This is a genomic window from Leptospira sarikeiensis, assembly GCF_004769615.1.
Classification (GTDB): domain Bacteria; phylum Spirochaetota; class Leptospiria; order Leptospirales; family Leptospiraceae; genus Leptospira_B; species Leptospira_B sarikeiensis.
In genome coordinates, this window is sequence record NZ_RQGF01000028.1 from 87,825 (window position 1) to 112,029 (window position 24,205).

The window sequence follows — 24,205 nt, forward strand, 5'->3', positions numbered from 1 at the left end:
AGTAAAATCCGGATCGCCGAAACATCTCTATTCCACTTTAAAATAAAATTCTTCTAATATATCTTGATCGCGATAGATCGCAAATCGGTGAGCACCTTTACCCAAGGAAATCGTCATCTCAACATCCGCAAAGAAAGGCCTTCTTCCTTGTTCGTCAATCTCATAAAAATATCCTTCACTCTGCCCTTCTCCCGGATATAGGATCCGAACAGGGATTTTCTGCAGCTTGCTAGGTAGATTGGAATCGATTATATATGTTTCTCCTTCCGATGGAGACAAGACCGAAGGAACATTTTCAAGAGAAAGATTCAGTTCCGAAAAGTTCTTATGATGGTCCAATCTACAAATTTCTTGATTCGGATCTGATTTAGGGAGTAATTCTCGATACGTTAGACAATTTTCCCCAGCCGGAGATCCACTTAATCTGCAATACGTCCTCTCTTCGAATTCGGAAGGATACCTAAAGGTATGTTTCTTCTCTTTGTATAGATGTCTCATGACGGATTGGAAAATTCTACCTGCACCAAAGGCGCCCGAGATATTTGCAGTCCTTTCTCCGTTAAAATTCCCAACCCAAACGGCAACGATATAATCTTCAGTAAAACCGATTGTCCAAGAGTCGCGATAATCCTTGGAAGTCCCAGTCTTTGCCGCAACTGCAAAGGGAAAATCCAGAAAATTTCTCGTCCCGAACACCCTACGACGAATTTCTTTGTCTGCAAGTATATGTTTAATCTGGACGGCGCTCCTTAAACTTAGGACTTTTTTCTCCGAACCAAAATCAACTGTATCTCCATTCTCCATTCTTCCCAATCGAACAGGCATTAGCTTTCCTTCATTAATAAAAATAGAATATACTCTTGAGAGCTGAATTAAATTCGATTCCCCGACGCCTAATGCGATCCCGGCCCCATAATATTCCGGTTCCTTCGTTAGATGGGTCATCCCTACTTCTTTCAAAGAACGAAGAAAAAAATCGATCCCTAATTTTTGCACCATTCGATAAGCGGGAGTATTCCTGGATAAGGCCAAAGCTTCTCTCAAAGTCATTCTACCCCAAAAACTAAGATCGCTATTTTTGGGACGAAAGCTAGATTCGGAATCCACTTTTACACTTACCTCGGAGTCGCTCAACATCGTGCTTGGCTTGTATCCGAATTTATCCATCGCGAGCGCGTATAAAAAAGGTTTTAATGTACTTCCTGCATTTCTCAAGGCGACCGTACCGTTTACCTGGCCTGAAATTTCTTCTCTATACTCCTTGGATCCTACCATCGAAACCAATTTTAAAATCCCACCGTCTTCTTCACTTTTTCTTAATACTAATACGGCTCCATCATTGGCCCTAAATTGTTTTAGATAGGAAAGTTCCGCGGCCAAGATCCCGCGGATCGTCTCGGTCAAATTTAACGACAATTCTGATCGAAATTTTCCGGACAGATCTGGATATTCTTTTCGGATCCAATCGATATAATGAGAAGCGGCCGTTCCGTTAGAACCGCTTGAAGACTGGCTATTTTCGAATATTCCCGATTCGATTTGAGAAATATCCATAGAACATTCTTTGCACATATTACTTCGAACGGATCCGTATCGTTTTGAGAAGGATTCCCTAGTCATAGATGGATTTCTAAGAAGAAGGACTAGAGAGATCGAATCTTCCCGAGTCAGAAAATGTACATCCTTAGCCAAGATTCGTTTGGAAGCCACAGAGAAGCCGGACTGATTGAATTTTGTAGGAACTCGATTTAAGTATGCTTCTAAAATCCTGTCCTTATCAAATCTAAGGTTTAAATATATTGCATATACGATCTCTTGCAATTTGCGAAGATAGATATTCTTAGATAGTCTAGAAGCAAAAATAATACGGGCCAATTGCTGATGGATCGTAGAACCTCCAGAAACAATACGACCTTGGGAATAATTTTGATACGAAGCCCTAAGGATCGCAATCGGGTCTATTCCAATACTATAATAGAACCTCTTGTCTTCCAATTCCAGAATCGTACTTTTCAGGTTTTCAGGATATTCGGAAAGAGGGGTCCATTCTGTGAATGTCTCTTCCTCTTTTGTAGGGAAACGGTTCATCGCGATCATTTCCGAAGAATAGAATGAAAGAGACTGTTCCCCTTTTAAATAAGTTTCGTTAGACGGTAATAGCCTTAGGATAAAAAAGAGTATTGGGATCAGATAGAATTCAAACCAAAGCATGATTGGCCTCGGAAAACCTCAACTGTCCCATCTTATAACCTAACGGACATTAATCGGACCGCCAGCAGTCCGTCCGAAAATTTCCGGCTCATACATCAGCTTTGCCTGTGCAGCAGGAAAATTTGCAGTTCCCTTTTGAGTAGGCCTTAAGAAATAGAAGTACTCATGCGCGCCCTCCCAAAGATAATTTGCAGTTAACAGAAATTGATCGTCTCTGTATTCGGTCCTTTCTCCGGTATAATTCCAATAGTATTCTTCATCAAAAGTCTTGTTTGGCAAATTTAATGAAACACTTTCCGTATCGAATTCAGGATTCAGGATTTCCATGTTGGAAGGGATTGGATCGGTCAATACGAATTGCCTAGCTGGTTTCGGATTGATCACCATCAATTTCACCAGATAAATTTTACCTCTTATGAAATCGTTTTTGATCTTACGTCCGAAAGGGAATGCCTTGGATTTATCGGAAATATCGAAGATCTCTCTATGAACTTCAAACCCCTCGTCTCTCGCCTTTACCCTGGGTAGGATCGGCTTATATTCTAAAGAAGCTCGATAATACATTCTACCCGAAGCCTTTTCATTTCGTATGATAAAATCTTGAACTGTTCCCGGAGTCACCGAAGAGTAAAGATCATCCAAAGAAAATGTAAAGTTCGCGGATCGTAATTCGTTCGGTGGGAATGTAGTCTTCGCAATCTGTTTGTTCCCGATGGAGGCGCTCATTATTTTCTCCTCGGTGAAATTCTTTTCGTAAATGTCGCGATACATCTTAAGGCTATAAGCCATAACACCCGTACTTTGGCTATCGACCCAATAACTATTGTTTCTATCCCCGATCACTGCGGAAACGATCTTAGGGATCAAAGGGTTTCCTGGATCAAGGATCATCAATGCTCTCAAAACAATCGCTAAACTTGAGGAAGGAGTATAGAACGCACCTCTGTAACTTCCCCAACTATGTTCTTTTACAAAAACATTCTCATTCGTGATCTCCATGGAATTCAAAATGGGTTCTATCAAAAGTTTGGTAGTACTATTTTCTTTGTAATTTTTTACTTTTTCAATTTTACTGACCGCAATAGCAAGATAAGCCCTGGCTCGGATAGAGAGTGACTTTTCTTTATCCAATAATACCGATATAATCCCTTTATCGTAAATACCCTCTTCTGAAAGAATATATGCAATATAGGCTAAAGTTTCAAGGACATAGGAATAACCGTCCTTAGGCGGTTCCTTTACATAACTTTTTAAATAAGAGATCCCTTTAGAATACATAAAAGCGTTCACCGAATATCCTGCTTTCTTTGCAGTCTGCAAAGTGAACATGATATGCGCGCTCAAATAAGGATCCGAGATTTGTTTGAAGTTAGTATCTTTCCAAAAAACGAATCCACCGTCTGAATTCTGAAAATCATCAATCTCATCTAAGAACTGGTCCTTGATCTTAAAGAAATTGTATCCGCTAGAATCGGCAGGTTTGAACCCGAAGTCTTCCAGCAAGTTTCCGGACGTCATCGCTAATAAAAAAGCAGAGGTTCTCTGTTCCGCACAAAGATAAGGATTTGTCTGATAAAAATGGAAACCCTTTTCTAAACCGATAAGAGCACTTGTTGAAAACCGAATATTCAAAAAACCTGAACCTGGCTCGATCCCACTCGGACTTGGGAATTTTACCGCTTCTTTTTCTTCTTTTTCAGTAAACCAAGAAAGAGCAAATGCTTCTTCCGGATTGGATTCCTTAATCGGGAATTTGAAAGCCAAACGATCCTTATATTCCGATTGAGGGACCTTTTTATCGATGTATCTCTGCCAATTGGTAGGCTCAGCTCCTAATACGCCCTTTACTATTGGAAGAAAATCCTTCTTTGTCTTTTCCGAATTTTTTTCCAATTCGATCAGTTTATAATTTAAAGAAACACGGAAAGTGACTTCTACCGACTCATCCTTGAATACGAAAACTTTTTTTGTAAGTTCATCGGATCTTAGATAAGGGCTCTCCAAGTAAACCTTGAATTCCTGGCTATTTCCGGTTTGGTTGATGAGCGTAGCACCGATCTCCATCGAATCCCCTGAACGAATGAATCTAGGTGTGTTGCCGAGTAAGACAGTAGGTTTAGCTACTCTAAATTCTTTCTCGAATTCATCATACTTTCCATTCAAACTTCCGGTTGCCATGATCTTGAACGTAGTGAGATTATCCGGAAGTTTGAATTCGATATTCTTCTTTCCGTCGGCTCCAACTATGATATTCGGAGACCAAAACGCCGTATAACGTATATTCTTCCTAGTCCCGTCTTCGGAATCCACATTGAATCCTCCTGACCCGTTCCCGTACGCGTCTCCTCCCGGATTCTCTCCTTTTTGGGCCGCATAGAATTGGTCGATCAATAGTTTCCGTATTTCTAATATTCCCACGGATAGCGGCCAGTTCTTATAAAAGAAATGAAGCGGATCCTCATAGGAATAAGAGATTAGATCTAGAACTCCTCTATCTGCAACGCTTAAGGAAATTTCAGCATTCGGTTCCGATTCGATTGAAAGTCTAACAGTTTCTCCAGGACGATAATAATCCTTCTCAGCATGAATTGCCAATTTCAAACGTTTGGATTCGTTGGAAACATCCAGCTTAATTACATTAGTCTTTATTTCCGGTTTTCCTAGATCCTTTTCTAGGAAATCTTTCTTTTCCTTGGGACTAAGTGAATCGGCAGGAAAAGTCCTAGGTCGGATCAGAGTTACCCCCACATATACATTTGGAAGATATTCCTCTTTAATCGGGATCTCCAATGGAACTCCTGCTTGGGTCAGATCGATACTTTTCTGCCAAAGTACCTTTTCTCTTTCTACAGTCACGATCGCTTTAGCTTTCGGAAAATTCGATTTAACTAAAACCTTCGCAATGTCTCCAGGCTTGTAATTTGTCTTATCCGGAACGAGCCCTACTGTACTATCATCCTTAGAGTCCCAATAAACCGCCTCTCCACCATAGGCATAGAATAGCACCTTAGCAAATCCCATCCCTCCTTTCTCCTGGACAGTAATGCTATAAGAACCCGGAGAAGTCGGTTGATAAACGAAATCGATCGGATTAGAAGAAAGTACCACTTCCGATTGGGAAACGAGTTCATTCGTAAGAGTATTCTTGCTTTGGAAGGAACCGCTTGGTCCCTTCGTTTTCACGGAGCTCCAAACACGTTTTAAAACACGGACCACCGCAGATTTGCCGGTAACGGCTCCTCCTCCCTTCGGATCTACTGCAATTAGATTGAAATAGAATTTTCCAGTATATACTCCGTAACGACTGATCGCCTTGATCCCGGGTGAAAAACTTCCCGCATATACATTAAATTCCTTGGTCTTGGTTACAGTTTTATCGTCCTTATCATGAACCGTAGCTGAAGCAGTGACTCGATAGGGAGAACTCATGCGGAACTCCATTACGGAAGGTTTATGAACCTTTTCTAAAATCAACATAGGTTTTAAATCCACGCTGAACTTGGCCTTTCCATCGATACCTAATTTCTTTTGGTCTCCACTAAAGAATCCGGTTTGAGAATAATCTCTTTGTTCGCCGTAATCGCTTTCTTCTCCGAATTGATACTCCGGATAACCCTGATAACTGGAATTTTTATAACGATCTAATTTATAATCATAGATTGCCTGAGACATGGGAGCGCCGAATAAATAACGTCCTTCGACACCGATCTCTTTTTTAGAACCGACCTTATCATCTTCCAATCCACTTAGATCCACTGAGAAACTGACAGGACGGAAATCTTCCACCTGGAAAGTATTATCTGCGAAAGTATCATTTCCTTTAGTAACTGAAATCGTATAATGCCCAAGATCCGCATCTTCCGGAATTTCATAATCTCCCCAGATCCCGCCTTGCTCTGAAGTTATTAAACTATCGGATTTCTCCTCAGAGTTCTGAGGATTCGTAATCCTGACTATGACCGATTGTTTTTTGAGAGGAGTCAGTTTACCATTTTTAATCTCAGAGAGAATTGCCTTCCAGTGCATCTTCTCTCCTTTTTTATAAAGTTTACGATCAAAGTATATATTTCCTTTAAGAAAGAAATTATCCTCGGAATAACTGAAATGATTCGAAAAAGAATACATAGAGACACTGTAATTCTTATCTTCTACGAAAGATCTGTCTTCTCCTGACTCCGCTAAATAAATACTCCCGGTTATAATCGAACAATGCCCCAACTCATTTGTTTGGCAGATCCCTAACTGTTTTTTGTCCGCGGAGAAAGACTTCACCGAGACACCTTTGATAGGAGTTCCTAACGTAATAGAATGTACCCACACTTCGGAGCCGAGCATAGACCTCTTTACCGTTAAGCCTAAGTCTGTAGATTGAATAAATTGTTTCGTCGGTTCCCCAGTCACAACGTCGGAGGAAAGTTTGACGGCGAGCCAACCTGTTTTATTCTTTTTTAAATAAGGAGAAAGATCCAGACCGACTTTCGCACCCTGGTGATGGCCTACTCCTGTTTTCCATTCGTAAGATTTGAAGCGAAGTCGATTGAAATTATATTTGGTATCATATTCTCTTTCGAAATCGTAAATAGAGGAGAATGGAACTTCGGCGATCTCCAACTTCATACTTTGGATATTTGCTACATCCACTCCCAAAGTCTGCTTGAGGCTCGATTCCAATACCGAGTCATATGTACTTAAATAATAAGAAGGACGATAATCAGGCATAGTAAATGTAAATTCACGATCCCCCACTAGGCGATGCCCATATTCATCCTTTAGGGATTCAGGAAACGTAAATTTATATGTTACGCCTGATTTTAGATCCCAGGAAGAAATCCCGATCGAACGTACAGACCCAGTATATTTTTCTAATATTCTTGCTTGTGGTTGGACCTGAACCGAATCATAAACGGTTTTTCCATTTACTGGATTATTGAAGGAAAGTTTACAATACCCTCTTCCTTGGAAGTATTCAAAACCACAATCGTTCAGGCTGATCGCCAGATTTTCCGGGCCCTTAAAATCTCCACTCAATTCTTTTGAAAGAGGAACATCCGTTTTACTTGCCTTTACGTTTTTATTTGCAAGTAAGCGCACGGAGGAATCGGTCGGGAAGACCTGAGAAGCTTTTAGAATGACGAGTCTTTTAGAATTTTTAGCAAACCGAGTCTGAAATGGGAATGGTTTACCGTTTACTTGGAGTTCGATCCCTTTATCCAAAGATTTCGGATCCACATCTTCGCTAAAAGAAAACTGGAACTCTTGGTTAGGGTGAATCGGCGCGGAATTATCTTGGTAGTAATAACCGTATTCTTCATCCTCATAATCGATATTATAATCTTTCCGATCCTGGTATAAGGAAATATTATTAAGTACTAATTCCGGATATTGTACAATAAACTTCTCCTGAAATTCCTTCGGGAGATTTTTGTCGTTAATAGACTTCAGACCGGCCTTAACGGTGAAGGTATATTCCTTTCCAGCGATCCATTCTCCATCGGGAATAAAAGAACAGATCCGAGTCCCATACCAACGGAATTTTCCCGCGATTGCAGGCTTGATCTCAAAGACTCCTTTCGTCTCTTCTTCTAAACTTGTAAGTGGAATGAGAGGATGATTAAATACGATAGTAACTTCTTTCTTACTTCCGGTATAAGGAAGATTCCCTTTAGGAGTCGCCTGCAATACTACTAAGATGGAATCGTCTACAGGAGGAGGAGGTTCTGAAAACTTTCCTAAATCCAGATCCAATTTCTGCTGCCATGGAAATCGGAACGGAAGATCAAATGCAAAAAGTGTGGCACTGAATAAGAGTAAGACAGGGAGGCCAATAATGGCGAAAGGTTTGATTCTTAGGGTTCTCAAAGGTAGGAATTTCATTAATAATTTTCTCGGAGAAATGATTACTAATGGAATCCCCTGGCATTTTCGTTAAGCCATTTTCGAGTAAGATTTTGAGGTTTTTTTTCGAATTTTGTTGGAGATCCTTCAATTTGATACTTACGGAGAAATGAATGTTTTTAGGCTCAGATGATCTAAGTAATTACTGATCCTATTATATTATCCATTTTTGAAGAACAAGATATATGACTGTTAAAACTTTTCTAAAAGGTCATTCACACGCAAAAGTCTCGGAATGTTTCAACCGGAAAACAAAAACGCCGCTTAACTAACCTTCAAAAACAAATTTATTTAGTTAGCGACGATGGACGTAACCAAGATGCTACTTAGAAACTTCAACCCTTTGATTAAGTTTCGCCCGATGCAACTTAGCATTTACAATAAAGATACCGAGGATAACAAGGAAAGCTCCACCAAGATCGAATACATTCGGAGCTTCTCCCAAGACCCAAGAAGTTAACATCGCGATTACCGGGATCAGGTTTCCGAAAATAACGGCTTTATCTGGACCCACTGCTTGGATGCCGTAATTCCAGCATAAATATCCTAAAAAAGTACTTAATCCGGCCATATACAGGATCGCTAACCAAGCCGAATTTGGGATCGTCGCAAATTCCGTATTCCAATCTCCGTTGATCAAAGTTAAAACCAATAAAGAGACAGTTCCGAATAAGGCGGTAAAGGCTGTCGTCTGGATTGTTGAAACTCCCGGAATATATTTCTTCATTCCTACCGAATAAAAACTCCAGCAAGAAGCCGCGATCAGAATAGGCAGTATCCCTTCTCCATGAAATGCATTTGCAAGTGCCGTGATACTTCCATCTGAAATAACGAGTATAACTCCTAAAAAAGAGATCAAGGTCCCTAAATAATGTTGGAACTTGATTTTTGTGTTTAAAAGGAAATAAGAGAGAAAGATCGCAATCGCCGGACTAGCTGCAATCACGATCGCTGCATTCATAGGAGACGCTTTTTTCATTCCCATAAAGAAGAAAAAATTAAATCCGAAAACACCAATGATCCCAAGAGAAACGAATACGATTAAATTCCTTCTATCGACTTTTAGTAATTTTCTATCTGTAACGAGCACAAATAAAAATAAGAAAATAGTAGCAAACACAAACCGAAGTGCTCCGGCTAGACTAGGAGAGAAGAAGGCAAGTGCTTCCTTAGCTACATGAAAAGTGGTCCCTGTGATCAAGGCGAAGAATACGAGATAAAGATAAGGTTTGATAGATGACATTTTTAAGTTCCTATTCTGTTTTCAAAAGAGTTTCATACTCTTTTAATTTAGATTTTGCGAGCCGGATCATCGATTCTAGATCCTTCTTCTTTTGTTCCAGTTTTTGCAGATGAGTTTCTAAAATGCGGATCCTCTTATTCAAAGGTGGTTTGAAGTTTTCTCCGCTTTCCACTTTATCAAGAATACATCCCTCCAGGAAAAATTCCTTTATATCGTCCAAGGACATATTCATTTCCTTTAGGGTTTTGATGCCCTTGAGATGGCGGATTTCCTTTTCCGAATATTTCCGATCTTTTCCGTGTGCCCTTTCGGGTTTGCGCAGGATCCCGATCTTCTCATAATAACGGAGAGTATAAGGACTGAAATTCGTGATCTCTGATATTTCCGAAATACTTAGGAACGTGCTCATTCGGAGCCTCCGGATGCTTATAGATCAGACTCACCTAGAGTTGGCTCTAAGTCTAAATTTATCTCTAAATTTCGAAAAAATTATCTCACAATACATTCTACCCTATTCAGTATAGTTTGCTTTGAACGCTTCCGTCAGTGTGGTGCTTACTTCCTGAAAGGATCAGAGTCCTGAAGACTTTTTGACAGAAGTTGACGCGTAAAAACCAGCTCTCCAGATACGATCGACATATCTTGCTGCATTTTGTAATATCTTGTTTTCGGAAAACATACCACTTCCTAAATGCAAATATTATTTATAATTAAAGTCCCCCAAGATCCGTTATTTTTTCCCCGGTATAGTATAAGCTTTTTCTTCTTAATCTTATTCGCCTTGACTCTTAACTCGCAAGTTGAAGAATTCAGTCCATTCTGGAATGAACGATTTGAATCGATCCAAAAGCCTGACAAAAGGAAAATAAAATGGGACTAACAAACTTAGGCATATTTCACACTACGATTGGGATTATTGCAATTATCGCTGCAATTATTTCGTTTGTAAAATACGGCAAAATTGATCTATCACAGCTAACGGGAAAAATATATTTTTACGCCACATCAATTGCTGCATTAACTGCATTAGGAATTTCTAAACATGGAGGTTTTAATCCGGGACATGTTCTTTCACTAATCATTCTTTTTTCAATAGCGACCGCATTTTTTCTTTCAGCAAAAAAGAAAGGAAACAACAGAAGCCGCTATTTTGAAAATTTCTTTCTATCCTTCAGCTTCTTCCTTTCGTTAGTTCCTACCACAAACGAAACACTCACTCGACTTCCCGTAGAGCACCCATTGGCTAAAGATATAACCGATCCCTTAATTGGAAAAACTCTACTTGTGTTTCTTGTATTATTCGTTCTTGGATCGATCTATCAGTTCATAAAGCAGCGAAAAATTAATAGAACAGCCTAACTTCATTAACGATAATTTATATGGCAGGGATCTCACCAATAGTTTTCTCCGAGAAATGATTACTAGGATCCCTGGCATTTTTGAGTAAAATTTCGATTTTTTAGGATTTTGTTGGAGATCCTAAAATTCGAGAAAACGTTAAAAATAATTACCCTTTCTTCCCCAAATATCCGGAAATCATAACCGCAGTCTCTTCCAGAACTTCCTCATCGGATATAGAGAATCCCTGCAAGACCATGTACGTCGTAATATCATCCATCACTCTTTGTGCGACGGATAATGAAGAAGGCTTCGACTTGAGAAGGATCTGACTTCCAAAGTATTCTAAAATCTTAGATAATTCTACCTGTATACGCTCCTGCTCGACCTGTTTGACAGCCGACCCGAAAGAAGGATCCGTTAAAGATAAAATCGCAAATTCTTTATGGAGTTTGATATTTTCTTTGGCGATCTTTTTCATTCGGATGAGTATTTCTAAAATAATCTGTTTGAGATCCGCCTTTTTAGGAAGAATAGCGATAACATCAGTAGCAAGTTTACCGTAAAATTCTTCTCCATATTTGCGTATAACTTCGAATCCAATCGCATCCTTATCTTTATAATATGCGTAGAATGTTCCAACAGATACTTCTGCCAAATCAGCGATATCTCTAATTCCTGTATTTACATACCCTTTCTTTTTTACCAATTGGTAAGCTGAATTGATAATTCTTTCCTTACTCGCAATCGAACGATCTTGAACAGGTCTTCTGATATTTTTCTTCTTTTGGGCCATCTTTCAATTTATCTCAGCTACTGATCCTGGACGGGTTAGCCATCCCTGTTTACCCAGGCTTAAAAATTATAAATATATGTAAATTTTGATTTACAGGTCTTTCGGGAGTAGGTTCCATAAATATGAACAAGGTTCATATTTTAATTAAAGTGAAGAGGATAACAAAATGAAAATCCGAATGATCCAAAGGCTATTTACGAGAAAACATATCTTCTCCATAAACATAATTTACTTGGTTGCTTCTGCGCTTGTTGTCTTCGTGAATTGTGGAGGCGTCAAAAAAGGGAGATTCTTTAACGATCAGGCCTATCATTTTCAAACCCTAAGGGCCTTTAATGATATTAGGACAGACGGAGCAGATACCGGAGAGATCATAGAAACGATCCGGCATATTGAAGAAGGTAATGCCCAAAGTTGGTTCGATGCTTGGGAAAAAACCGGAGATCGAGTATTACAACGTGCAGAAGCGCTCAGTGATCCAGTCAGTCGTGGCCAAGCCTATCTAAGAGCTCATAATTATTTTCGTACTGCCGAATTCTTTTTAGATCCGGATGATCCGAAAAGGCCGGTCGCTTTCGATAAACAAGTAAAAACGTTTTTTTCCGGATTGGATTCGCTTTCAGTGCAATATGAGAAAATTCGGATCCCTTACGGAAAATATCATCTTAATGCGATCTATTATCCAGGCCCCAAAGGTTCAGAAAAGAAACCTCTCATCGTTATGGTTAACGGTTTCGATGGCACGATGGAGGAGCTGTATTTTGATCTAGCAAGAAATGCATATGAACGAGGCTACAGCGTTTTAACCTACGAAGGCCCCGGCCAAGGGTCTATAATACGAAATCAAAATTTACCTTTTACTTACGAATGGGAAAAACCTACCTCCGCTGTTTTGGACACGTTTCTCATTAATCATTCTAAGCCAAATAAGATGATCCTAGTCGGAGTTAGCTTAGGGGGATATCTTGCCTCCAGAGCAGCCGCATTCGAAAAACGTTTCGACGGCTTAGTCGCCTATGACGTACTTTATGATTTCGGAAAGGTTGCAGAAAACGCGACTCCGGGAATCGCTTTATGGTTAGAAAAACGAGAACTCTACAGTATAATAGAAATTTTAGTGAAGATCAAAGCTACATTTTCTTCCACGTTCTCCTGGGGAGTCAAAAATGGCCGTTGGACATTGGGAACAAAAAGTACAGTTGAAACGTTATCAACTATGAGAAAATTCACTTTGAACGAAGTTGCAAGAAACATAAAACAAGACGTGCTTGTTTTCGCTGCTGCTGAAGATCATTTTATTCCATTAACCCAGCTAGACAACTTTAAGAAAAGTTTAACAAATGCAAAAAGTGTCCAAGCAATCGTCTACGATCGAGAATCTGGTGGCGCGGAACATTGCCAATTGGGAGCACCAACTTTATGGCAGGCCGATTTTTTCGAATGGATTAGAAAGTTTGAAACTAAATAATTAAACGTAAATGGATACGATCTCGCGATTATGGAAAAAATTTTAGATTTATAGAAATCTTATATCGAGTAAGAAATTGAAAAATCTCACTCAAACAATATCTTCAGCTTCTTGCTAAAGATATAATTCTGCAGAAAGACCATATCGTCCGGATTAGAATCAAAGAAGTTCACCCCAAGCTGGAATTTACCATTCGCGAGCTCCAAGAAACGTACAACTTCTCCGCGCAACACTAAGTTTCTTTCCGAAATCGGAACAAACATCTTGATAATATTATGCTTTTTTAAATAATTGAATGTTCTTTCTTCTTCTATCTCAAACAAAAGTCCATTCATACTGATGTCCAGGATACGGGTTACCGCTTTCTCGTTCCTAAAATTTTCCTGACGAATATACACTTTAGTCAAAGCGTATGTGAGAATATCGGCGAGTTCCTCTATATACAATGCTTGTTGTTGGACTATGGAGAATTTGTCCATAGCGGTAGAATATACTCTTACGTATCCGATCGGATCATTAAACAAACGGATTGGAGCGACTACGTACGAGATCAGGAAGTTACGAACTTCTCCTTTTTGCAATTCCCTAAAGAACTCGTCCGCTTTGGCTTGCCCTTTTGCTTGGATCAAACTTAAATATTCTTCTCTGAAATTATCCAGATAAGGATCCTTCTCTTCTCCGATGTAATTTTTGATCAAAGAACAATCCGGAACATAAACGGATCGATTATATTTCTTAATGAACTCTCCGAAAAAGTCCCTTGTTTTTCCGGGACCAAAGAATACAATCTCATAGTCTTTGGAAATTCCCAGGATATATTCAGTGACCATTAAGTTAATGAGTTTAAGACTAGGATTATCCTTTTTGATCTCTTTCATCAAATGAAAGAATCTTTGCTCGACGCTTAGGTTTTTTCCAAGCTCCCGTTCTCCCCCACTCAAGGATCGATATAGGATCACATAATTCATAAATAGATCGTCTACGGCAACACGTAGGTTTTTTCTGAATGCAGCAGCTTGGAGTTCAGAAGGGATCTTAACTCTTACATGGTCTTCCCAAAAATCGAGAAGCACCACTTCGAATTGGTAAAGTATATTCAAAATTTCGAAACTGATTTTCGCCCTTAAGATCCCTTTTGGTTGGAGATAAGGAACATATAGAATGAGAGTATCTTCGCTGACTTCCTCTACGACGGAGTTTAACTTCTCCCCTTCATAATCGAAAGGGAACTCTCTTTGGTCCGCTTTCAAACTATAAAATAGATGTTTAACCAGATTGATATCGGATCCGATGATGGTTTCTCCAAACATCGTTTCCAAAATTGTGATTAATTCCTGAAGTGTATCCGATCTTCCTACAGCCATAGCAGTCAGGGTAAAATTTACCCTTATCTTTATTTTCGACTCACGAGCTTTAGGAATTCAGTTTTGGTCGGCGGGAAAAATCCCTTAAGTCTATTTTTTGTAAAATGAGACATATCTACCGATTTTCCGGAAGGAAAATATTCGAGGCGTTTTTCCTCTTCTGCCGAAAAATAAACCATGGCAGAGAACAAATCCGAACTGAATCCGGAACTTTTTGATATGATGCGGCAGGGAAAACTTTCCGCGAATAAAATTCTAACCCTGATCTCCTTGAGAGAGCTCGTGGACAAGTTCGCTTCCAAACCTTTTTTAGAAGATGAAAAACTTCAGGAAATCAAAGCCCGCACCGGAGTAGAGCCTGATATCCTAAGTTGGGGCGATTATTTCCAAACTGAGATCGCTTCCCGCTATTTTGATAAAACAGACTCTGACTTTTCAAAGATTGCAGATACGATCCGATTTGATCTGATTTCCTCTCATTTAATCTTTTCCGGCAAACCCGATTATTTCTTAGATTCCGTTCGTGGACAAGCTATTGTTTCGAAGTCTATCGACACCAATTTTTGGACTTTAGAGGACGAAGAGAACATTCATTTAGAAATTCTGCTGGATTATTTCGACCAAATGGGTATAGGTGAGAAGCCACTTTCGGTTTCTGATCGAATTTGGTACGAAAGTTTTGAATTAAAGCAGGAAGCTGTTTAATGGCATTAGTAGATGCAGAAACCGTAGAACTCTCATCCGAATCTAGAATAGAAATCCTTTATCTAAACAATCCAGAAACTAAAAACTCCATGACCGTTCCGATGGGCCTGGAGTTTAAAGCACATATAGAAAGACTCAAAAAAAATCCCCCTCGAGCTGTTGTAATCACAGGGAAAAATAATATTTTTTCAGCAGGGGGAAACTTCGAACTACTCAAATCCTTTGCAGAAAAATCCTTCGAGACCAATAAGAAGGAAATGTTCGAATTTTATAATCTTTTCCTGACGGTAAGGGACTTAAACGTTCCTGTGATCTGTGCTGCAAACGGACACGCAATCGGTGCAGGCCTCTCTATCACTCTTGCATGCGACCTAAGAGTATTTGCTGACGACGGAAAATATCAGTTCAATTTCGTAAAACTAGGAATTCATCCGGGCATGGGCTCCAGTTATCTGGCAAAGGAACTCTTTGGAACGGAGATCTCCAATAGACTTTTATTCTTAGCGGAAACCTTAAGCGGCAAAGAATGTCGTCAATTAGGGATTTGTTATGATTCGGTTCCGAAGGACGAGGTATTACAAAGAGCGACGGAGATCGCAATTTCCTTGAGCGAAAGTGCTCCTATGGCTCTAAGCGAATTGAAGAAGAATACTTACGATCGTGAAAAATTGAACGCTGCTCTTAGAAAAGAAGCGGAATCCCAAGCATTAAATTTCCTTTCTCAAGATTTTAAGGAAACGATCAAATCTTTAGAAGAAAAAAGAAAACCCGTATTTAAAGGTTTTTAAGTAGAGGTTGGAGTTCCAACAAGATCTGTTCTTCCGGAACTGCTAGATCCAGTTTATCCACTTTTTTCGGGATCCTTCCGGAAGACACATCATCTCCTAAGGATTTGATCTTATTCAGAATGTTCTGATCCGTACAATTTGAGATTGAGATTATATTCGGGATCTCTTTCCCCCAAGCGAATCTAAGCCCCGGGGAATCCACAAAGAAAGACTCAGTGATCCCGTCTCCTTCCTTGTCTATCATCGTATAAACGACAGAGTCTCCGGTAACTACAGTTACCTTCTTCCCTTTTAAATGACGCTCTACCTTGATCCTGGTATTTGTCATATCTCGGTTCCAAAAATAATAATATAACTTATCGATCTGAGAATCGATCAAACGATCTACTGCTGTCTTATAAAGTTGGCCGTATTTTTTTCCTACTTCCTCTTCCCCCCTCATCATTCCATCCACTTCTCTTGGAGTAGTGGAATGAAGATAAAAATCGGGAGTTCCATTGGAATGATTCGTATAAAAGACCTGTTCTTTTCTATCCCCTGGATAAGGGTTTGAGTCCGGAGAAGAACTATGCAAAAAACCTAATAGAAACTTTTTTCTCTCCTGGGTTTTCGCTTTTAACTCTTCAAAACGATTTCTGATCGCACTTGTCTTAGGGGAATCTTTTCCGTAGATCCGATCCGTTCTCACATATTCGGCGTGAACAGACTTCTCCGCTGCATATGCTTTCAAGAGTTCGTCGTCGTATTTTAACAAAAGATCGAATTCTTTATTTTTTTGTTCAGGCTCCGAAGAAGTTTCCGCATTAGGAGTTTGTTTTCCTGTTTCCGCCTGGTTTGGTTCCGTTTTAGAAGAAGGTTTGGTTCTTTCCGATTCCGGTATTTTATAATATTCCTGTTCTAGATCCTTTAATCTTGTGAACTTATAGATCTTATTTAAATATTCTTTTTCCTTTTCCCTTACTTGGGCAGGATCATCGAAGCCGTCTTTTAATAGAGTTAATTGTCCACGATCTATGATCAATAAGGTCGCTTCGGAAGTATCTTTATTTAGATTTCTTTCAGGTAACGCCTTACCATCTTTATCCACTAATTGAATATAATGGAATGCAACACGATCCGTTCGGAAGTCGGTGATATTTCCGATATCCGGAGAGTTCTGTAAATCTGGAGCGGCAGATAAAATTGCAACAAATGAGACAATAAGAACTACTGCTGCGATAATTGTACGTTTAAGACCGGACATGTCCTTATTACTATCGGCCGTCCGAAAGGTCAAAACAAGCCTTAGCGCGCGTTAATTCCCAGGAAAGTTAGGGAAGAATTTTAAATTTTAGAATCTTACCTGGAATGAACGGAAGAGAGTAAATAGGTCAAACCAGGGAGGTCTGCCTGTTCTCCGCCTAACCTATATTCGATTCGATTCAGATCTGAATAATGTTCGAATAAGGTTTTTTCTACCGCCAAAAATGCGGAAGATAGTAGGACTAATTTTTTGCGCTCAATTTCTGCAGACTTCTGTTCTTCCGTCATCTGGCTCGCATACGTATAATCGATCCGAAACTTCATATCGGAAAGTAGATTTTCTATCGTAGATTTTCTAAGATCCAAGATAAGAAGATCTCCTCTTTTCCAAATGGAGATCACAGAATCTTGCAGGTTCGGTAATTTTTTTAGATTTCTAAATTGAGCGGAAGCATTCGGAACAGTAGGATCAAAATAACTGGATTCTCCAGTCTCTCCCACTAAAGTTAAGACATCATGTCGGAAGTCCTCTCCGGAAAGTAGGACCTTTCTTTTAACTGCAAAAACTTCTCCTTCTCCATTCGAACCGTAAATCACGATCTCTTTTCTTGGATCCATATTAGGCAGATCGTAAAGTGTGAATGGGATCAAAAGTTTTAGAGGATTTTTACCGGCCAAAATAAAACCGGTTAAGAAGAGTAGAACGATAATCCAAGAGTAGGTTAAGAATAGGATCCTCTTTGATTCCCCCGAATCAGCGGCACGAGTTGCCAACCCGAATACCCAAGCATAGAATGTATTAAAATAGGCAACAAGGCGATCCCAAATTTCCTTAATCTTTTGCCAGTTCATATGCTCTTATACCTTCTAATATACTTTTGGCCAATTTTACCTGATGAGCTTTATCGGCCAATGTCTCAGATTCTTTGTTATGGGTGAGATAACCCATTTCGACCAGAATGGCAGGCATTAAACTTCCCCTAAGTACGGAAAAGTCGGCCTTCTTCACTCCTCTTGACAATATCTTTGGACCAAGGTTTTTTTTCATCTCGGATTCCACACTTCTTGCCAGAAGACGACCCCTTCTTTGGATCATGGAGGACATCATTCCGGCCTGGATTTTGCCGTAGGAACTCCCACCTTTCTTTCCGGAGATACCATTCTCAAAAAGAGACACTTCTCTTGCGATCTCGGTACTAGGAGTTTGGGAAAGATAATAGACCTCGAAACCGTTTACATCGTTTGAAATGGAAGCATTACAATGAAGACTGACGAATAATACGGAACCTCCCTTTTGGATCTCCTTATTCGCGATCTCGGATCTTTTCTCAAGTTCTATAAAAGTATCATTCGAGCGGGTAAGTATCACACGAACCTCAGGGTATACCTTATTCAGGAATTTTTTCACAAACTTTGCGACCTGTAAGGAAATGAGCTTTTCTTGCATTCCTTTATCGGAAGAAGTTCCCGGGTCCTTTCCCCCATGTCCCGCATCGATTATAATCGCGGAAAGTTTTAGTCTTTCTGCTTTAGGAAGAAGATCGAATACAAGCTCTTCTTCCTTAAATTCATAACTCACATCGCCTGGCAATAAACGGACGAATATCGCTTCCACAACATCTGGAGGAATTAAAAAATCCTTCTCTTTATAGATTACGGGTAAATTCGTTTTTTCTAAAGTACCATTGATCGCATAAAAGGAAGCCCCGATCCGAAATCGGATCTCTCCGGAAGGATGAGAGATAGAACCTACAAGAGTAGCCGATTCGAATTTTGATTGTAACCCAGGGATTTTTTTGCGGATCTCTTCGAAGGATACGTATCCGTTTTTGCCGATCCTAGGAATTCTAGACTCGGCAAAAATAGATCCGCTAAAAAGGAGTATGGATCCTAAGCACCAAAGAAGGATTTGATTCTTACCCAAATTGATTCCTTCTTCTTACCCGAGGACCTTTTAGAATCATTTATATCAAATAGATTCCGTTTGCTCTTATCATACTTCTGATTTCTATTTTCTTGTTTAGGGTTTTGATAAGAGTTTTGTCTTTGGGAATCCGGGCGCTGCTGTTTTCCCTTCTTATGATTTTTCTGGTTTTTGTCTTTAGGACCTTTATTTGCCCCAAACACGTTATCCGCTTTTTGTAAAAATTCCTGAGCTTCTTGGATAGCAGCTTCCGGTCTTTTTTTGTGTCCGCCGTTTTGTTTTCCAGGACGAGAATCTCTGTTGAAATCTTTTTTACGATCTCCGGATTCTTTGTTCCAGGTTTTCTCGCCTCTTTGCTGATTTCCGTTCCGTTGGAAATCGCCTCTTTGTTTTTTAGGACCTCTATCTCTACCCTGATTACGATTTCCATTCCTTTCTACAGGAGCGTTATCAAAAGCGTCCCCACCTACGAATACTTGGAATTCTCCCGCAGGGAAAGTAAGCGCTTCTTCATGAACAGGAAGAACATCTATCTTTTGTTTCAGATATTTTTCTATCTTCTCCAATTCAACATAATCTGATTCGGAGCAGAAGCTAATAGATTTACCGACTCTACCCGCTCTTGCGGTTCTTCCGATCCTATGAACATAGTTCTCTGTGTCTTGAGGAAGATCGAAATTGAATACTACTTCGATATTTTCTACGTCGATCCCACGGCTAGCAACATCGGTCGCCACCATGAACTTAAATTTGCCGGATTTAAAATCTCTCATCAATCTAAGTCTTTTTTTCTGATCTAGATCGGAGGAGATACCGGTGATCGGAATTCCATATTTTCTTAATGAAAACACTATTTTAGGAATATTCGCTTTAAAATTCGTGAATATGATCCCTTGGCCTTCCAGCTCTTCTGCAAGAATGGAATTCACCATGTAAGGTAATTTTTCTTCTCTTCCCAAATGGACCAATTTCTGATCGATCCTTTCCGTGATCAGTTTGTCCGGATTGATCTGTATTTCCACAGGTTCATTCATGAAACGATATGCAAGGCGCATAACTTCCACAGAGAGTGTAGCTGAGAAAAGTAATGTCTGCTTTCTATTCTTACATTTATGAAGAAGCCAACGTATATCGTAGATAAAACCCATATCGAGCATTCTATCCGCTTCATCTAAGATAAAAAATTCTACCTTCTCCAGATCTGCAGTTCCGCTTCTTGCAAGATCGATCAATCTTCCAGGAGTAGCAACGATTAGACCGTTCAGTCCGTTCAAGTCCCTGTTCTGGGTCTTGTAGTCGGTTCCTCCGATAATCGGAACAACTCTATAGTCTGTATGTTTCAGAAGTTTTTCGGCTTCTTCTGCAATTTGGATCACTAACTCTCGAGTAGGAGCAAGGATCAAAGTACTGATCCCTTGTAATCCTCTCGTTAAGATAGAATGAATTGTAGGAACAAGAAATGCGACAGTCTTTCCTGTACCGGTCTGTGCTAAACCGGTTACGTCTTTTCCCTCCATTCCTGGTGGGATCGCTTTCTCTTGTATTGGTGTGAGCTCTATAAAGCCTGCTTCTTGAATTGCTTTTTGCAGGTTTGGCTCGAGATTTAATTCTTCGAATTTCATATTTTTTTAATCGCGATTGAGTGAAATGTGTCGGCGTAGCAGGAGAGGTTTGCGAAGCGAACAAAAAGCCGATCTGTCAGGAACTTGCCTTTCCATCCCTTATCTCTACTAGGGTGATAAGACATAGGCTTCCTATATACCGTGACGAGACCGTACATTTTCAACATTTTTTTTAAAGAATCAGGTGAGTAATCCCAAAAATGGTCCGACGGGTGAGTACGAAACCATTCATTCGGATTTGTTTGAAATGAAGGACCGTTCAAAGAAGGAAGACCTAAAAATAAAAGTCCTCCTGGCTTTAAGATCTTATTGATCCTTTCAAAAACAAGTTCCGCATTTGGAAAATGCTCTATTACAAAAAACGCACAGACCGCATCGAATGTTTCATTAGGAAAAATGGAGTCGTCCAAAAACGAACCTGAGACCACATCCAAACCTAATTTCTCTTTTGAGTAAGCTGCTTCAGTTGAGGAGAGTTCCATACCTTTGACCCTATATCCTCTTTTTTCGGCTTCCGATAAAAAGAAGCCGGCTGCCGATCCGATCTCGAAAAGTGTTTTGCCTTTCGGATCTTGGAAAGCGCTCATCATATCTAAACGAACCTTCGCAAAATTTCTAAGTTGGGGTTCGTCCTCATAGTAGGTCTTTTTGTACTGATTTTTGTATTCTTCCTGAAAATAGGAATCTTCGTATTCCCTTTCCTTTGCCAATTTATAGAAATGGACCCCCGTGCGACGGCATACCATATAGGCTTCCGGGTATTCTGGATGAGGTTCCAATTCAAGTATTGAGGACATGCTTGCCTACATGAAGCTTGTCATAAAGTCTTCCCTACGTAAAGGAAAATCCCCCGGCCAGGAACGAAATACGGCCCGAAAAGAATCTTCCGAATCTGCTTGAAAAAACCCTCACGGATCCAGGAATAGAAGAGAAACAGTAAAAGGACGCCTTCATAGAATGAGCATACTAGAAAAAATCAAATCCCTAGGGTTGGAACTCCCACCTGCTCCAAAAGCGATCGCAGCCTATATACCTGCCATACAAACAGGGAATTTGGTCTTCACCTCAGGCCAATTGCCTCTCAAAGACGGTAAACTTATGCTGACTGGAACATTAGGAGCTGGACTTTCTGTGGATGACGTGAAGGCAGCAACAGAACAAGCAGCGCTGAACGGGCTCGCGGCAATCGCAGGAGTGATCGGAGATTTGGATAAGATCAAATCCATAGTAAAGATCGGAGTATTTGTATCCTCTAATCCTGACTTCACTGAACAACATCTCGTAGCGAACCATGCATCCAATTTACTCTTAAGTATATTCGGAGATTCTGGACGTCATGCTCGTTTTGCAGTTGGGAATTCTTCTCTTCCTTTAGGAGCTCCGGTAGAAGTGGAAATGACGGTTTCGATCGGATGATCAAAAATCTATTAAGAGATTTAAGCCTCGCCTTACCGGCAACTTCCATAGTATTGAACGGTTGGAAAAAGTTTCTTTCCGAACTTTTAGGAAGATTCATCGAGTTCTATTCTGAAAAGACAGGGAAGGAAAAGCTGATTTTCGTATTAGCTTTACTTCAATTATTTTTCAGTTTGGGAAGTTGGATCAACTATTCCATCAATCTAGGAGTAGAATCCCAATCGGATATAATTTCCAGACTCGGAAGTTTTTTCGGGATAGAGCCAAGTAGAAGCGGACTTGAGGAAGTAAATGTAAGAACAGCTTCCAATATCTTTTTTATACTACCTTGTTTTCTTACATTCTTTTTCGGAGGTTTTTGGAGAAGCGATTGGGTGGGAAAAACCGTAATCATCCTACAAGGATTCTCCGGAATTTTATTACTACTCGGGATCTTATTACCTGATATATTCTTTGTAAGTTTTATCAGAGATCAGGATTACTACTACAACTTTAACTTTTATGCATTCTGTGCAGTTTGGCTGATGACCACCATTTCGGCGGCTTCATTATGGAATTCTAAAGTATAATATTATCCGCAGGTGCTGCTCGGAAATTCAGCTTTGTATATGGAGAAGGGTTGGATCGAAAAAACAAGATCTTAATAATCGAAGATCCCTAAATCCATTTTTGCTTCTTCCGAGGCCATTGCTCTAGGATCCCATTTCGGGGTCCAAACTACTTCAACATCTACGGAGTTGATACCTTCTACCCTAAGGGCATTGTCCTCGATATCTTTTTTCATTTGAGGACCGGCCGGGCAAGCCATAGAAGTATAAGTCATCTCTATTTTAGCCTTATCTCCTTCCACCTGGATCTTATAGATCAATCCGAGTTCCGCTACAGAGATCCCTATTTCAGGATCTTCCACACGGTGAATTTCCGCATAGACCCTTTTTTCGATCTCCTGAGTAGGTTGTTCCAATAATTGCATTCTATCAATTAGTCTATTCAAACCGAGACTTCGTGTAAAGAATTTTAAGGTTTTAATCTATAACGATCAGAATTATAGGCGAGATCCGGATCCGGGAAATGGAAATTTCTTCTAAGAACCTTTGAAATCCTTTCCGATTTCTTTTAAAGATTTACGAAGAAGAAGTATCGCGTTCTTTCCAATCCCATGCAATTCCGCAATTTCCTTTTTGGAATATTTGGACAACTGTTGTAAAGAATGGATCCCGTGATTTGCCAAGGCCCTGAGAGCAGGAGCCGCAAGACCTTTCGGAAAATTTTCATCTTCTATCTTCTTCTTTTCTTTCATGTTCTAGGTAAAAATTTTTTACTTCAATCTTCTACCGGGATCCAGATCTCGAGTCCGCCTTGACCGGTCATTGGATTAAATTCTTTTCCATATCTTTCCAAGTTTGCACCTTCAAAAGGTTTTACTCCTGAATCTGGAAACCATTTACCTGCAGCAGCAAAGGTAGCTCTTATACCTGCGATATGACCTTTATGAGAAAACACTGCATACTTTTGGGTCGGGATCTTTATGACTTGAAAATCTTTTGGTAATCCGGATGGATCCGAAACCTCTACTCCGGACATATAATCGAAGTTTCCTTCCGCATCGAAATTATAACAAACTCCGTAAGCGGCGTCTCCGATTTGTTTAGGAAGATTTCCTAAATAGACTCCGAAACGTTGCCATTGATTCGGGATCCCTCCGGGCATTTGGCAATCGTAATGTTCTACAAGACCGGCAAACACTCTGGGTCCTATTGTCTCGAATCTGGGTGGGTCAATTTGAGGGATCGGTTCGGCATTCATTGTTATGGCCTCCACTAATTTCAGATTACCAAGATGCCCTTGGGCACGTAATTGTTCCGGAGTAAGAGAAAAATATTCTTTAAAAGCACGGGTAAATGCTTCATGAGATCCGTATCCAATGTCTAAAGCCAGATCTAAAATATTGTCCTTATTCTCGGCCAATTTTTTAGCAGCTTCACTTAAACGGCGACCTCTCAAATATTTCATCAAAGAGACTCCCATAGTCAAAGCGAAAGTCCGGGTCAGATGAAAAGGAGAAACATCCGCCACTTTCGCAACATCTTCCAAAGAAATATCTTCTTTAGAATGACCTTCTATAAACCAGAGAGCCTTTTGAACAAAATCCATTCCAATCCTTGGCACTGTTTCTCGAATACATTACATGAT

Annotated in this window: 20 protein-coding genes; 6 read left to right on the forward strand and 14 right to left on the reverse strand. The window is 39.9% G+C overall.

Annotated features, from left to right (window positions below):
- Positions 1–27 precede the first annotated feature (27 nt).
- The 4 genes from EHQ64_RS11655 to EHQ64_RS11670 all read right to left on the reverse strand — a co-directional run bounded on the left by EHQ64_RS11655 (position 28) and on the right by EHQ64_RS11670 (position 9,758).
- Positions 28–2,211 carry a transglycosylase domain-containing protein gene (locus EHQ64_RS11655; RefSeq protein ID WP_135649661.1) on the reverse strand — a complete coding sequence of 728 codons (2,184 nt, stop codon included), beginning with the start codon at positions 2,209–2,211 and terminating at the stop codon, positions 28–30.
- A 39-nt stretch (positions 2,212–2,250) separates the two neighbouring features.
- On the reverse strand, positions 2,251–8,085 hold the full coding sequence (locus EHQ64_RS11660) for an alpha-2-macroglobulin family protein (RefSeq protein WP_135649662.1): 5,835 nt from the start codon (positions 8,083–8,085) through the stop codon (positions 2,251–2,253).
- A 343-nt stretch (positions 8,086–8,428) separates the two neighbouring features.
- A complete protein-coding gene (locus EHQ64_RS11665; protein WP_135649663.1) occupies positions 8,429–9,349 on the reverse strand; it encodes a DMT family transporter in 921 nt (306 codons plus the stop codon).
- Positions 9,350–9,359: 10 nt separating this feature from the next.
- Positions 9,360–9,758: a MerR family transcriptional regulator gene (locus tag EHQ64_RS11670; protein ID WP_135649664.1), complete on the reverse strand. Its 399-nt coding sequence runs from the start codon at positions 9,756–9,758 to the stop codon at positions 9,360–9,362.
- A gap of 461 nt (positions 9,759–10,219) precedes the next feature.
- Between EHQ64_RS11670 and EHQ64_RS11675 the strand changes: the two genes are divergently transcribed.
- Positions 10,220–10,708, forward strand: a complete 489-nt coding sequence (locus EHQ64_RS11675) for a hypothetical protein (RefSeq protein WP_135649665.1) — start codon at positions 10,220–10,222, stop codon at positions 10,706–10,708.
- 148 nt (positions 10,709–10,856) lie between these two features.
- Here EHQ64_RS11675 and EHQ64_RS11680 read toward each other — a convergent pair whose 3' ends face one another.
- Positions 10,857–11,483, reverse strand: a complete 627-nt coding sequence (locus EHQ64_RS11680) for a TetR/AcrR family transcriptional regulator (protein ID WP_135649666.1) — start codon at positions 11,481–11,483, stop codon at positions 10,857–10,859.
- 166 nt (positions 11,484–11,649) lie between these two features.
- Between EHQ64_RS11680 and EHQ64_RS11685 the strand changes: the two genes are divergently transcribed.
- A complete protein-coding gene (locus EHQ64_RS11685) occupies positions 11,650–12,951 on the forward strand; it encodes an alpha/beta hydrolase family protein (RefSeq protein ID WP_246048737.1) in 1,302 nt (433 codons plus the stop codon).
- An 86-nt stretch (positions 12,952–13,037) separates the two neighbouring features.
- Here the strand turns inward: EHQ64_RS11685 and EHQ64_RS11690 are convergent, their stop codons facing one another.
- Complete coding sequence (locus tag EHQ64_RS11690; protein ID WP_135649667.1) at positions 13,038–14,315, reverse strand: PilZ domain-containing protein; 1,278 nt, start codon at positions 14,313–14,315, stop codon at positions 13,038–13,040.
- A gap of 177 nt (positions 14,316–14,492) precedes the next feature.
- Between EHQ64_RS11690 and EHQ64_RS11695 the strand changes: the two genes are divergently transcribed.
- Together EHQ64_RS11695 and EHQ64_RS11700 are read left to right on the forward strand one after the other, a co-directional pair.
- Complete coding sequence (locus EHQ64_RS11695; protein WP_135649668.1) at positions 14,493–15,020, forward strand: hypothetical protein; 528 nt, start codon at positions 14,493–14,495, stop codon at positions 15,018–15,020.
- A complete protein-coding gene (locus EHQ64_RS11700; protein ID WP_135649669.1) occupies positions 15,020–15,808 on the forward strand; it encodes an enoyl-CoA hydratase/isomerase family protein in 789 nt (262 codons plus the stop codon). Before EHQ64_RS11695 ends, EHQ64_RS11700 begins: the two co-directional genes overlap by 1 nt.
- On the opposite strand, the gene EHQ64_RS11705 is transcribed toward EHQ64_RS11700, so the two are convergent.
- The 5 genes from EHQ64_RS11705 to EHQ64_RS11725 all read right to left on the reverse strand — a co-directional run bounded on the left by EHQ64_RS11705 (position 15,795) and on the right by EHQ64_RS11725 (position 21,393).
- Positions 15,795–17,051 carry a hypothetical protein gene (locus EHQ64_RS11705; RefSeq protein ID WP_135649670.1) on the reverse strand — a complete coding sequence of 419 codons (1,257 nt, stop codon included), beginning with the start codon at positions 17,049–17,051 and terminating at the stop codon, positions 15,795–15,797. The two genes, EHQ64_RS11700 and EHQ64_RS11705, sit on opposite strands and share 14 nt — an antisense overlap.
- A gap of 95 nt (positions 17,052–17,146) precedes the next feature.
- Positions 17,147–17,902, reverse strand: coding sequence for an LIC_10740 family protein (locus tag EHQ64_RS11710; RefSeq protein ID WP_135649671.1), 756 nt, complete (start codon positions 17,900–17,902; stop codon positions 17,147–17,149).
- Entirely contained in the window at positions 17,883–18,974 is a 1,092-nt protein-coding gene (locus tag EHQ64_RS11715; RefSeq protein ID WP_135649672.1) for an N-acetylmuramoyl-L-alanine amidase family protein, read from the reverse strand. Before EHQ64_RS11715 ends, EHQ64_RS11710 begins: the two co-directional genes overlap by 20 nt.
- Positions 18,941–20,596 (reverse strand): DEAD/DEAH box helicase, encoded by a 1,656-nt coding sequence (locus EHQ64_RS11720; protein WP_135649673.1) that lies wholly within the window; start codon positions 20,594–20,596, stop codon positions 18,941–18,943. Before EHQ64_RS11720 ends, EHQ64_RS11715 begins: the two co-directional genes overlap by 34 nt.
- A complete protein-coding gene (locus tag EHQ64_RS11725; RefSeq protein ID WP_135649674.1) occupies positions 20,593–21,393 on the reverse strand; it encodes a class I SAM-dependent methyltransferase in 801 nt (266 codons plus the stop codon). The genes EHQ64_RS11720 and EHQ64_RS11725 overlap by 4 nt, the downstream gene beginning before the upstream one ends.
- 160 nt (positions 21,394–21,553) lie before the next feature.
- Here EHQ64_RS11725 and EHQ64_RS11730 point away from each other — a divergent pair, with 160 nt between their 5' ends.
- Together EHQ64_RS11730 and EHQ64_RS11735 are read left to right on the forward strand one after the other, a co-directional pair.
- Positions 21,554–22,012: a RidA family protein gene (locus EHQ64_RS11730; protein ID WP_135649675.1), complete on the forward strand. Its 459-nt coding sequence runs from the start codon at positions 21,554–21,556 to the stop codon at positions 22,010–22,012.
- Positions 22,009–22,581, forward strand: a complete 573-nt coding sequence (locus EHQ64_RS11735; protein WP_135649676.1) for a hypothetical protein — start codon at positions 22,009–22,011, stop codon at positions 22,579–22,581. Before EHQ64_RS11730 ends, EHQ64_RS11735 begins: the two co-directional genes overlap by 4 nt.
- A 71-nt stretch (positions 22,582–22,652) precedes the next feature.
- On the opposite strand, the gene EHQ64_RS11740 is transcribed toward EHQ64_RS11735, so the two are convergent.
- From EHQ64_RS11740 to EHQ64_RS11750, 3 genes are all read right to left on the reverse strand, one after another.
- Complete coding sequence (locus EHQ64_RS11740) at positions 22,653–22,985, reverse strand: metal-sulfur cluster assembly factor (protein ID WP_135650548.1); 333 nt, start codon at positions 22,983–22,985, stop codon at positions 22,653–22,655.
- Positions 22,986–23,096: 111 nt separating this feature from the next.
- Positions 23,097–23,312: a helix-hairpin-helix domain-containing protein gene (locus EHQ64_RS11745; protein ID WP_135649677.1), complete on the reverse strand. Its 216-nt coding sequence runs from the start codon at positions 23,310–23,312 to the stop codon at positions 23,097–23,099.
- Positions 23,313–23,335: 23 nt separating this feature from the next.
- The gene (locus tag EHQ64_RS11750) at positions 23,336–24,166 is read right to left on the reverse strand and encodes an AraC family transcriptional regulator (RefSeq protein WP_135649678.1); all 831 of its coding nucleotides are present in this window, start codon (positions 24,164–24,166) and stop codon (positions 23,336–23,338) included.
- Between the last annotated feature and the right edge of the window lie 39 nt (positions 24,167–24,205).